The sequence below is a fragment of the Lipingzhangella rawalii genome, assembly GCF_031628175.1.
GTDB lineage: Bacteria > Actinomycetota > Actinomycetes > Streptosporangiales > Streptosporangiaceae > Lipingzhangella_A > Lipingzhangella_A rawalii.
Window position 1 is genome coordinate 1,085,925 of the sequence record NZ_JAVLVT010000001.1, and the last position, 11,491, is coordinate 1,097,415.

Annotated in this window: 11 protein-coding genes and 1 pseudogene; 6 read left to right on the top strand and 6 right to left on the bottom strand. The window is 69.7% G+C overall.

Going from position 1 to position 11,491, the window contains the following annotated elements; translation table 11 throughout:
- Positions 1–2 precede the first annotated feature (2 nt).
- Positions 3–392: a DUF779 domain-containing protein gene (locus tag RIF23_RS04835; protein ID WP_310911079.1), complete on the top strand. Its 390-nt coding sequence runs from the start codon at positions 3–5 to the stop codon at positions 390–392.
- A gap of 372 nt (positions 393–764) precedes the next feature.
- Here RIF23_RS04835 and RIF23_RS04840 read toward each other — a convergent pair whose 3' ends face one another.
- Positions 765–2,450: a response regulator transcription factor gene (locus RIF23_RS04840; protein ID WP_310911080.1), complete on the bottom strand. Its 1,686-nt coding sequence runs from the start codon at positions 2,448–2,450 to the stop codon at positions 765–767.
- Between the two features lie 101 nt (positions 2,451–2,551).
- Here RIF23_RS04840 and RIF23_RS04845 point away from each other — a divergent pair, with 101 nt between their 5' ends.
- Complete coding sequence (locus RIF23_RS04845) at positions 2,552–3,433, top strand: class I SAM-dependent methyltransferase (protein ID WP_310911081.1); 882 nt, start codon at positions 2,552–2,554, stop codon at positions 3,431–3,433.
- A gap of 34 nt (positions 3,434–3,467) precedes the next feature.
- A complete protein-coding gene (locus tag RIF23_RS04850) occupies positions 3,468–4,160 on the top strand; it encodes a nitroreductase family protein (protein WP_310911082.1) in 693 nt (230 codons plus the stop codon).
- A 688-nt stretch (positions 4,161–4,848) separates the two neighbouring features.
- Here RIF23_RS04850 and RIF23_RS04855 read toward each other — a convergent pair.
- On the bottom strand, positions 4,849–5,670 hold the full coding sequence (locus tag RIF23_RS04855; RefSeq protein WP_310911083.1) for an SAM-dependent methyltransferase: 822 nt from the start codon (positions 5,668–5,670) through the stop codon (positions 4,849–4,851).
- Between the two features lie 638 nt (positions 5,671–6,308).
- On the opposite strand from RIF23_RS04855, the gene RIF23_RS04860 reads away from it, so the two are divergent.
- The gene (locus RIF23_RS04860) at positions 6,309–7,163 is read left to right on the top strand and encodes a metallophosphoesterase family protein (RefSeq protein ID WP_310911264.1); all 855 of its coding nucleotides are present in this window, start codon (positions 6,309–6,311) and stop codon (positions 7,161–7,163) included.
- Positions 7,164–7,590: 427 nt separating this feature from the next.
- Complete coding sequence (locus tag RIF23_RS04865) at positions 7,591–8,313, top strand: class I SAM-dependent methyltransferase (protein ID WP_310911084.1); 723 nt, start codon at positions 7,591–7,593, stop codon at positions 8,311–8,313.
- A gap of 561 nt (positions 8,314–8,874) precedes the next feature.
- Here RIF23_RS04865 and RIF23_RS04870 read toward each other — a convergent pair.
- Positions 8,875–9,285, bottom strand: coding sequence for an aminotransferase-like domain-containing protein (locus RIF23_RS04870; RefSeq protein WP_310911085.1), 411 nt, complete (start codon positions 9,283–9,285; stop codon positions 8,875–8,877).
- On the opposite strand from RIF23_RS04870, the gene RIF23_RS04875 reads away from it, so the two are divergent.
- Positions 9,250–9,657, top strand: a complete 408-nt coding sequence (locus tag RIF23_RS04875) for an IS3 family transposase (protein WP_310911086.1) — start codon at positions 9,250–9,252, stop codon at positions 9,655–9,657. The genes RIF23_RS04870 and RIF23_RS04875 overlap by 36 nt on opposite strands.
- 42 nt (positions 9,658–9,699) lie before the next feature.
- On the opposite strand, the pseudogene RIF23_RS04880 reads toward RIF23_RS04875, so the two are convergent.
- From RIF23_RS04880 to RIF23_RS04890, 3 genes and pseudogenes are all read right to left on the bottom strand, one after another.
- Positions 9,700–10,014, bottom strand: a pseudogene (locus RIF23_RS04880) (leucine zipper domain-containing protein); the annotation flags it as partial.
- Between the two features lie 73 nt (positions 10,015–10,087).
- Entirely contained in the window at positions 10,088–10,783 is a 696-nt protein-coding gene (locus RIF23_RS04885) for an ISAs1 family transposase (protein WP_310911265.1), read from the bottom strand.
- Positions 10,744–11,424, bottom strand: a complete 681-nt coding sequence (locus tag RIF23_RS04890) for a transposase family protein (protein ID WP_310911087.1) — start codon at positions 11,422–11,424, stop codon at positions 10,744–10,746. The genes RIF23_RS04885 and RIF23_RS04890 overlap by 40 nt, the downstream gene beginning before the upstream one ends.
- Between the last annotated feature and the right edge of the window lie 67 nt (positions 11,425–11,491).

Here is an 11,491-nt window from a genome sequence, read left to right on the forward strand (position 1 = left end):
ACATGGCAACGCAGCGAGTCAGCGTCACCGCGGATGCAGCCGCGCTGCTGCGGCAGCTGCGGAGGGACCACGGTCAGCCCCTGATGTTCCACCAGTCCGGTGGCTGCTGTGACGGATCCGCTCCTATGTGCTTCACGCAGGGGACCTTCCGGACGGGGCCAGCCGATGTGCTGCTCGGCGAGATCGACGCCGGGACGGGTGAGTCCATCCCGGTGTGGATCTCCAGGGCCCAGTTCGAGTACTGGTCACACACCCACATCACGATCGACGTGACCGTGGGTCGAGGCGCCGGGTTCTCGATCGAGGGGCCAACCGGATACCGCTTCGTGATCCGTTCGCGGCTGTTCACCGACGAGGAGACGGCAGGGCTCGTCCCCGTCACCACCGGCTGAATGCGCGGCGCGACGGGGGAATCGGGGCCGGCCCCATGTCGGGCTACCGGTGGCGCGATCGCCGCGTCGCGGCAGCCTGCGGTACCCACCTACCCGAAGCCCTGCCCCGGGGGCGCGGGGGCCGGGGCAGGGCGCCGGGTGGCAGGACTCCACGGGCGTGGATGCGGGCGGTGGTGACGTCGAGCACCGCCTCGGGTTCGCCCTGGGATAGGTACAGTGAACTGGCTGGCAGGTCTGTGCCTGGCCGGTCGGAGGCTCGCTGGCAGGGCTGGCGGCGGCCGGTGGGAGAAGCGGAGTAGGTCTGTTCGTGCTCGACTGGTGGCAGGTCGTGGTCAACGACGGGCAGGGGAATCCCGGCGCGCTGTCGCGGACTCACCCGTCCCGCAGCGCCTCGGCGGCGGCCTCGGTGCGGTTACGGACCCCGAGCTTGGCCAGGATGCTGGCCACGTGCTGCTCAACGGTGCGGCGGCTGAGGTAGAGCCGGTCGGCGATCTCCGGGTTCGACCGGCCCTCGCCCACGAGCTCCAGGACCTCGGTCTCCCGCCTGGTCAACAGTGTGCGCCCCTTCGGGCCGGGCCGACTGACCGGCACCCCGGCCTCACGCAGCAGCGCCGCCGCACCGTCGGCGTCGTGTGCGGCACCGAGAGCGTCGAAGGCGGCCAGCGCGGTGCGCGCCTCGTCGGCGAAAACCTCCGGCGAGATCTCCCGGAGAGTCTCGGCCAGCAGTAGGCGGGTGCGTGCCGCGTGCAGCGGCATTTCCAGCCGGGTGAACGTGGTCAGGGCCATCTCCAGATGTGCGCGTGCCTCGTCGTGCTCGCCGATTGCCTGTAGCGCCTGTCCCCGCAGGCGCGCCCCGCGGGCCTGCGCGACGTCGCACGTGTAGGCGGCGGCGAGCTTACCCAGCCGGCGCCCGAGGTCCGCGGCGCCGTCCGGGTGCCCCTGGGCCAGCTCGGCGCGGCCCAACAGCTCCAGCAACGCGGCGGCTTCCAGCCGATCCGCGCCCAGCCCGGCCAAGGCACGGCGCAGCCCCGCCTCGGCGGTGGCTGCCCGTCCCCGCTGAAGATGAAGTTCGGCAATCACCCCGGTGGCCGGTGGCTGGTCTTCGAGGCCGGTGACCAGGCGCTCGGCCTCCTCCAGCCGTCCCTGGGCCAGCCGCAGCCGTGCCAGTGCCGCCGCGGACTGGTTGTGCAGCGCGGGGATCGCGGCTCGGGCGGCCGCCTGGGCGGCATACAGCTCCTCCTCGGCCTGCACCCAGTCCCCTAGCTCCACCAAGAGTTCGCCGTACAGCGTGCGGCACGACGCGTAGAGGTACGGTGGACCGACGCGCGCGGCGTAGCGGTCGGCGGCACGGACCCAGTCCACCGCTCGTGGGAACTGCCCGCAGGCACTGCACGAGATAATCGTCGTGCAGCTGTTCCACACCACTGTGTCGCGGTGCGTGCCCTCTCCACCCAGTGACCCGGCCATCGCCTCGTCCAGGCAGCTCACCCCGTCTTCCACCCGGCCTTGGGCGACCAGGCTGGCCCCGAGCTCGGCCAGGGCACACAATCGCAGGTCGTCGTCGCCGACTTGCCGGCCATGCTGGAACACCTCGCGTGCCACCGCCTCACTGGCGACGGGATCCGCGGTGGTGAAGGCTGCTTCGTGGAGCACGACCCACGGGCGCCAGGCCGCCAAGTCGTACTCGTCGACCAGTCGGCGCGCCCGCGCGAGCCAGCCCGTGGCCGCCGTCGGGTTGCCGTGGTTGGCCGCATGCAGCCGGCACAGCCACAGTGCCACCGGCACGCACCGGGCGATCTGACCGGCGTGGTGGTAGGCAGCGTACGCCCGTTCGCGCAGCTCGATCCCGTCGTAGGCCTCGCCCAGCCACAGCAGCGCCTCCCCCAGCCCGTCCAGCGCCTCTGGACTTTCCTCGGCCTCCAGAGCGGCGGTGAACGCGTCCCGGGCCTCCGCCCAGTCGGCCATGGCCAGCGCACGCTCGCCTGCCGTGAGCAACGAGACCGTGTCGCCCTCCATGGACCCAGCGTAGAGGCTACGTAGGCAGATGAGTGAGCTCACGGATGCTCTGCGGCCGAATGTGGATCACGGTGGGGGCAGTGGGTGGCCCGACCGGGCGCCGACCGTCGCGTGAACCAACTTGTGACCAGGAGTGATACGCCATGACACAGGCTGAGACCTTCGACCCGCGGGCGTATAAGCAGGCCCTTCAGCAGGAGTGGCAGGACGCCGCACCGGGCTGGCGACGGTGGGTCGCCACGATGGAGACCGACGAAGGCGGGCAGGGCATGAGCCGGAAACTGGTCGAGCTCGCCGACGTGGGCCCCGGCCACGCGGTGTTGGATGTCGGCGCGGGCTACGCCGAGCCGGGGGTAACCGTGGTGAACACGATCGCCCCGGGCGGCCGGCTCACCCTCCAGGACCTCTCCGCGCCGATGCTCGCCTTCGCGCGCGAGCGGGTTGCCGAGGCCGCCGCCGGTGGGGTCGAGGTGGACATTCTGGAAGGCGACATCGAAACGCTGGCGCTGCCCGAGGCGTACTACAACGCCGTGGTGAGCCGGTCGGCTCTCATGTACGCCGTCGATGTTGTCGGCGTGCTGGGGCGCCTGCGGGCGACACTGCGACCGGCGGGGCGGCTGGCGGCCAGTGTGTGGGGCCCGCCGGAGCAGGTCGGTTTCGCTGCCTCGCTTTCGGTGATGCTGGACGAGTTGCAGCTGCCGCCGCCACCGAAGGACCGCCCCGGACCGTTCGCGCTGGGTGACCCGGAGCGGCTGGCCGCGCTGGTGGCGCACGCCGGGTTCACCGAAGTGAACATCGGAAGCCGCACGCTCGTGTGGGAGTTCGCCTCACGCCAGGCGTGCACGCAGTTCCTGCGCGACGTGGCACCACCGGTGACCGCACTGGTTGCCGACCGGCCCGAGGACGTGCGGCAACGCGTTTGGCAGCGGGTGACCAGTGAGGCGTGGGAACCGTTCGCGGAGCCCGACGGGCGCGTCCGCCTGCCGAACCGGGCGCTGTGGGTAGCAGCCACGAACCCGGCGTGACTCACCGTCCCGCGAGTAGCAGAAGGAGCCGACAATGCGTATTGACGAGTTGGATCTGGCCAGCGTTGACCACGTGCTGACCACCACCCGGGCGGCGCGGCGTCGACTGGACCTGGACCGCCCGGTCCCGCTCACGGTGATCCGAGAGTGCCTGGAGATTGCGCTGCAAGCCCCCAACGGGTTCAACTTCCAGCTCTGGCGGTGGCTGGTGGTCACCGAGCCCGACACCCGTGCCGCAATCGCCGAGATCTACCGGCGCATGGCGCTGCCGGCCGTGGGCGCGCTGGCGAGCCAGGTTCCGGCCGACGACGTCGGCACCAGGAAAGTCGCGGACTCCAGCCGCTACCTGGGAGAGCACCTGGATCAGGTGCCGGTGTTGGTGATTCCGTGCCACGTCGGCGGCCTGGCCGAGAACCGTGCGCTGTTCGCCGAGCTGGGCTACGACTCCGACCTGGACAATATGGCCGCGTCGGCGACCTACGGGGAGATCTGGCCGGCGGCCTGGAGCCTCATGCTGGCGCTGCGCGCCCGCGGGCTCGGCTCGTCGCTGACGATGATCCATCTCGGTGCCGAACCGGAGGTCGCCCGGCTGCTCGCCATCCCTGACGGCGTGTCGCAGGCCGGGCTGATCCCGGTCGCCTACTTCCGTGGTGAGGATTTCGCACCCGGGCCGCGCAGACCACTGGCCGAGGTCGCCTTCCAGGACCGTTGGAACACGCCACTGTAGGGGCCTTCCGGCGAGAGCGGCCCCACTACTGTTCTGCGGTGCTCTTCGGGTGACGATATGGGGGGGATGGTGGTGGGGATCTGGTCGGTGGTCGTGGCCCGTACCAACGGTGTGGGGTTGTCGTTGTCTGTCCCTGCCGGCACTGCCGGTTCCAGCTGTGTGACCGGGGTGTCGGTGCCCCGACGGGTCGTGCGGGGCTGACCTCGTCGCTCTTTAGCGGAAGGCACCGCAAGCCCGCCACCGATGGAGCGATCACTCCCCATGTCCACCGTCTGAGGCCACACCCCGAGCTTCTCGGCAGCCTGCCCCTCCGAGTCCCTGAGCACACCGCAGACCGATCCGCGCCCGCTGGGCCACGACCTACGCCGAGACGTGCCCCGCGCGGGACTTCAGCCTGCGCCGATCCCCATCACGAACGACCGAGGACCGCGTCCACCGCCCCCGTTCCGCCATTCAGACAGAACTTCAACTCGTCAACGAACGGACAACGCAGAACACTCGATCACCCGCCACGAAATCCAGTCACGCGGTGGCAGTGTTGTCCATTGTCCGCTGTCCGGAACACCCACACTGGTGCCCGCGGGGGTCGAGAATCACCTGGAACCGTCATGGTCGGGAGGCGGCATGTGCGGGGCGTGCCGAGACACGTGGGCCCGCTCGGCCGGGAAACGCTCCCGCGCCTGAGCCGTCAGTCCGGCTTGCGGGCCACCCCGGCCACGGTCAACCGCCTGTCGGTGGGCACACGGTCCGGGTCGACCGGCTGGTCCGGACGCCACAGCACGGGGAATACAAGCCCCGGATCGACCAGCTCGAAGTCACCCAGCAGGTGGGTGATCTCCTCCGGCGTGCGGGCCCAGCCCACCCCCATGTTCTCCCGGTTAATGCGCGCCAGCTCCTGCTGGTCGGGAATACCGGTGTCGACCATCGAGGTGAAGAACAGGTAGCTCCCCGGCGCCACAGCCTCCCGATACTCGGCCATCACCTCCTCGGCGATATCCGGGGACAGATAGTGCATCATGCCCACGAGCATCACCGCTATCGGGCGGCGAAAGTCCAGCAGCGCGTCCACTTCGGGATCGGCGAGGACCTGTTTCGGGTAGCGCACGTCTGCGGTGACCACCGTGGTGTTGCCGTTCTCCGCCAGCAGCGCGCGGCCATGGGTCAGCACCACCGGATCGCTGTCCACGTAGGCCACCCGCGCGTCGGCGTTGTACTCCTGGGCGACCTGATGCGTGTTCTGCGCGGCGGGCAATCCGCTGCCCAGATCCAGGAACTGGTCCACCCCGGCGTCGCGGGCCAGGAAACGCACCCCGCGGATCAAGGTGCGGCGCTGCTCCTGTGCAGCCTCCTTCAGACCCGGAATCTGTGCAGCGGCGTGCTCGGCGAGCTCCCGGTCGACGGCCACGTTGTCCTTGCCGCCCAGCAACGCGTCATAGGCACGGGGCATGCTGGGCTTGGAGAAGTCCACCCCGGGCGGGGGCCAGTGCGCCCCATCATCAATGTCACTCATGATCTCATGCATCCCCGTATGCCTGATTTGACCGAATATGACACACACTACCCATATCGCCCTCCTGGCCACACTCGTAAAGCCCAGAGTCACGTCCCGAACATTTGCGCACGCACGAAGCCAGGGAACAACGGCCCTTCCTCAGCGCTCGGACTTTCACAGCAGCAGGTCAGGCGACAGATAATGCTGGTTACGACGAGCGAATGCGCTGCCGTGTATTCCTCGCAGCGATCCGGTGCACCCGCAACCGCGCCTGGAGCCAGGGCATAGCCCATGGGGCATTCCCAGTGCGGGGGAACAGCCAGTGCACAGCCCATCTCGTGCCCTGCTACCGTCACCACCCCACTCCATGACCGGGCTGCGCTCGCGGCGAAGCCCCACACCTCGCCCTGGCCAGGCAGCGACTTTCCGAACACCACCAGCACCGGCCTACCGTCTCTGGGCCTGCCAACACGACTGGCGGGGATACGCATACCCGCTCGCCCATGGCCGTTCCTGAACGGATACGCAGTGGGGCTCCCAGCATTCGTCCTCGCCGAGCTGTTCTCCTATCCCCCACCCGGGGGGTAGCGTTCTCGTCGTCGAACGCCGGGAATCCACAACACCCGGCCGGACCAGAGGGAGGCAGGTGCAGCACCATCACGGTTGTTCCCCACTCCGAGAATCTCCTGGCGATCAGTGACCTGCATATTTCCCACCCCGCGAACCGGGAGGTGCTGGCGCAGCTGCGCCCCTGGACTCCGCAGGACTGGCTGATCGTGGCCGGTGACGTGGCAGAGCACGCTGCGGACGTCACTCGGGCCCTCGAAACGCTTCGTGAGCGCTTCGCCACCGTCATCTGGGTCCCCGGAAACCACGAACTGTGGACCCATCGCGCGGACCCGCTGCAACTCCGCGGTGAGGAGCGGTATCTGTACCTGGTGGAAGCCTGCCGCGCCCTCGGCGTCATCACGCCGGAAGACCCCTACCCGGTCTGGACGGGGCCAGACGGCCCGGTCTGTGTCGCTCCCCTGTTTCTCCTGTACGACTACACCTTTCTCGCGCCGGGAACCTCAACGCCCGAGGAGTCGTTGGCACAGGCGTACGCGACGGGAATCGTGTGCACCGACGAGGCGATGCTGCACCCCGACCCCTATCCCACACGTGCGGCGTGGTGTGCCGCGCGGCTGGACGGCACCGAAGCGCGACTCGAACAGGCGGCGGCACAGCTGCCCACGGTGCTGGTGAACCACTGGCCGCTGGTTCGCGCCCCGACCCAGGTACTCCGCTACCCGGAGTTCGCCCAGTGGTGCGGTACCGAACACACCGCCGACTGGCATGTACGTTTTCGGGCCCGGGCCGCCGTCTATGGCCACCTGCACATCCCCCGCACCACCGTGCACGACGAGGTCCCGTTTCACGAAGTCTCGGTCGGCTACCCACGTGAGTGGCAGCCACGGGGTGGCCCCAGCGGACTGCGCCGGATCCTTCCAGAGGCGTCCGGCGGTGACTAGCCGCACAGTGCCGCCCCACCGGGGCTGCGATTCCGGCTACGGAGCTCGCGGGTGGCAGCGCCGCCCGGCTGCGACAGCTATGCCCGCCGGTGGGAGCGCATCACCGGATGATCGCCGCAATTCCCTACCTTCTGGCCGAGAACACCGGAATGGCTCGCAACCAGGACCACAGCCTCGGCGATCGTCAAGGCCACAGCTTCAACCGCGCAGCGCTTATGGGAAACGCCCCTGGCTCTGGTACCGGTGCCGAGCGATATGGCCCGTCGCAGGGCGTGCCGCCACAGATCCCGGCGATCGAACTGCACGAACCCCGCTCACCCTTCCCGCATCGCTGGAATCGGGCCATGTGGCAGGCGTTGCCGGACAACCCGCGACCGCACGCGCCCCGATCTCGGCCACCTCGCCGTGGCGACAGTAGTCTTGGCAGGTGTTTTCACCACACGGTCCGTCGCTTTGGGAACTGGCCACCCAGGCGCTGTCCTCGGTCGAACGTGGCTATGACCTGCTCGCGCCAAAGTTCGACCACACCCCGTTTCGCACCCCGGATCCCGTTATCGACGCCACCACCGCGGCGCTGCGCCCGCTGGGCCCGTTCGAGCGGGGCCTGGACATGTGCTGTGGCACCGGAGCGGGAATGCGCTCCCTCCACTCGCTGTGCATGGGACCGGTTGTGGGCGTTGACGTCAGTGCCGGCATGCTCGCCCAGGCACGTGAAGCCGCCGCGGACTCCAGGTGGGTGCGGGCCGACGTTCGGGTCCTACCCTTCCGCCCGGGCTTCGACCTGATCGTGACTTTCGGCTCCCTCGGGCATTTCCTGCCGGAGGAACGACCCACACTGATGGCCGAGGTGTGTCGGGCTCTGCGCCCCGGCGGCCTGTTCGCGTTCCCACTCGGTGCGCCCCCGCCTGCCACCTCACTCGCGAATTGGGCCCTGACCGGGTTCGACCTGGCGATGCGGGTGCGCAACGCGGTGTGGCACCCACCGTTCGTCATGTACTACCGCACCTGGCCACTGCACGCTGTGCGGACCGACCTGCACCACGCCGGATTCACCAGCACGACCATCCCCATGGAAACTCTGGGACGCCGCACGGACGGAACTCCCCGGGCCCGGCTGGTCCTGGCCCATAAGCCCCACCCGTCCGAGTGACTGCACACCGGGGGCGGACAAGCATCCACACGAAGTGTGCCCCGGTGGCCCCGGGCCGACTGGGGTATCGCGTTGCCACGGCGTTGAGCGCGAGGATGCGCTGGCGGGTGCGGCTGAGGTGCCCGCCGGCGGGTGGTTTCGGCGGTGGGTCCCGCGTGCTCCGGGCTGGCGGTGGTGGTCGCAGCCCCCGTTTTCGTTCGGAGGCCGGGTGCGGGTTCGGACATGGGAACTATCCGTTGCGGGGATGGTGGTGCCGGTGGTCCTGCGACGGAGCGCCCCCAAGGCGCAACACCGCCGGCGGCCAACACGGCCCGCACGGGTGACCGCACACCAATCTCCCCCGGAAGCCGCCACGAGGCCCCTCCGGAGGGAGCCCCCGATCCGTGTGGCGACCGGTCCTGGTGGACGAGCAGGAGAACGAGGGAGGGCGGATCATCACCCCGAGTCGGGACGGGCCGGCCTGGATCCACGCGTTGGGGACCCGTACCTGGTCCGATATGCTCCGACCGCCTGCGCCAGCCTGCGGCACGCCCCTCGGGGCATTCGGGGACACAGCTTCCCTCACGACGAAAACGCCACCGCAGCACACAGGGACTCCATAGCCGCCGTGAAGGCGTGGTCAGACGGGGTGCCGTAACCGATGACGAGGCCATCTCGGCGCGGCATCGCGCTGTCGGGATGGCGGTAGCCGCTGAGACCGTCCAGTGCCAGGCCCTGGCGCTTGGCGGCACGGAGGGCTACCTTCTCCGTGTCCGGGGGAAGCTCGACAACGGCGTGCAGGCCCGCGGCGATTCCGCTGACGTGCACGTGTGGAGCGTGCTTGGCGAGTACCGTCACCAGCTGCTCTCGCCGCCGCCGGTACTTCGTGCGCATCCGGCGTAGGTGGCGGTCGTATGCGCCGCGGGAAACAAAGTCAGCCAGGATGAGCTGCTCCAGATGTTCCGGCTGATCGACGAGGAGAGAACACGCCACAGTGTCTCCCGTATGGCCCGGCTGCTGGGCGTGTCGCGGCAGGGCTACGACAAGCACGCCAACCGGACCGGAGGTGGCCTCTCAGCCCGCGAGCGGGCCGATGCCGCGTTGGCCGAGCGGATCAGCCACCACCACACCCGCTCGCGCGGCACCTACGGCGCCCCGCGCATCCAGGTCGACCTGCGCCAGATGGACGGCATCCGTGCCGGGCGCAACCGCATCACCCGCCTGATGCGCGCCGCGGGACTGGTCGGGGCGCACCGGCGCCACTCGGCCAACGCCCAGCTCAGCCCCGCCGACTATGAACGTCGTCACACCGCAGCACTGGCCTCAGCGCCGCATTCACCCTCGCTGACCAGCGAAGCCGCCTGAGAACCCAAGCTCACCACCTGTCAACTGAACCGAAGCAACTTCAGTGCGCCGGTTGAGCACGATGTTGTGGGCGGCCAGCTCTGCGGTGATCCGGGCCGCGGGCCACGTGTACTCGCGCCGCCAGGTCTCGATCATGGCCACGACCTCGCCCGAGGCGGCCCGGGGGCTGCGGTGCGGGACCGAGGAACGCTCGTACAGGCCGGTTGCGCCATAGCGGCGATACCGGTTCACCCATGTGGAGGCACACGCCCGCGAGATGCCCATCTCGGCGGCCACGTGGGCGATCGGGCGGCTCATGCAACGCTCGATCAGGCGGCGACGGCCCTCGACAGACAGCGGCGCATTACGGTGAGACACGAGAGCAGGTCCTTTCAGACGGCTCGATGAGTCGCTCGCACTTCTCATCATCGCCACCAAGGGCCTGCTCTCCTCATCTCACCCAGCCCCCAGCGTCAACAACCCCCCACCCCGCAACACCTGGCGGTGATGTGCTGATCCGCGGAATGCGGTGTAGTTGCAGGGCTTTGTCCGGGTCGGTGTGGGCGCGGCGTGCGGAGGCGAGGTTGGCCCACCCCGCGGCCTGAAGGGCCTGGCGGGCGATGTCGGCCAGACACCCCAGCACCACCGGCAGCGCCCCGGTGCGGGCTCGACGCGCATCTTCATTCCAGGTCACGTCTCGGATGTGGTGGACGGCCTCGATGGACCAATGCCGGCGCAGGCAGTCTGCGAGCTCAGCGGGCCGCGCCGTGTGAGCGGGCAGGTCGGTCAGGGCCAGAACCGTCTTTGTCGCGGTGCGGGCCGTGCCGATGCGGCGGATGCGGCGTTCGATGAGCAGTACCTGGGCGGCGTGGGGAAAAGCGATGCCCAGACCGTCGGCGGCCAGGACCTTGATGCGGCGGCGCTCGAAGCGGTCGCGGTTGCGCTGCCACCCTTCGTCGTGAGCCCAGCCCACCTGCGTCCAGGGCAGGTCGGCCAGGCGCGCGTGTAGTGCCGCCCGGTTGGCCTTGACGTAGAAGAGGTAGTGGGCCCCGCGCCGGTGCAGGTAGGAGGCGTGGGCCTGCACGGTGTGCAGCGCGTCGGCGGTGATCAGGCACCCGGTGAGGTCGTCGTCGGCCAGGCGGTCCAGGGCCCGGTGAAGGCGGCGGTCTCGGTGTGCTTGGCGCCGATCGCCTGGGCGGTGGTGACCACCGCGTTGCTGTGGCGTGCCAGGTGGAACACCCCGGCACGGGTGCCGTCGCCGCGGCGCGAGCCGCGCATGGCCTTGCCGTCGGCGGCCAGGCATGCTTGGCGCGTCCGGGTCACGCCAGTGCTGCACCGGCGGCGGTGCTCGCGTTCGGGCACGTCATCGGGGGTGTGCCCCTTGTTGGCGTCGGGAGCGGGTCCGGTTTGGGCGGCGATGGCCTCGGCGTGGGCGGCCCCGGCCGCCGCGATGGTGTGGGCATCGAGTCGGTTGAGAACCTCGGCGACCGTGCGCTCGGTGGGCACCGGCACCCGGCCGGTAACGGGATCGAAGCCCAGGCCCAGCCGCATCAGCAGGGCGTCATCGGCGCGGTGGGCCCATTCCACCGCGGCGGTCGCGGTGTCGTGGCCGGAGCCGCTCATCGCGCAGACCACCATGGCCAGGATCGCGGGCAGCGGGTAACGGATGCCCTGCGGACGGCGGGGGTCGGGGACCGTGGAGAGGTGGTCCAGCAGGCCGGTGAGGGGTTCTTCTGCGGTCTCGGTCGCAGCGTGGGCCCGTGTGCGCGAAGATGTGGAGGCGGGCATGGCGCTTTCATGGATCGTGTTGTCGTAGCAACTCCATGATCCAACGGCGCCGTGCCCGTTTCCTCAT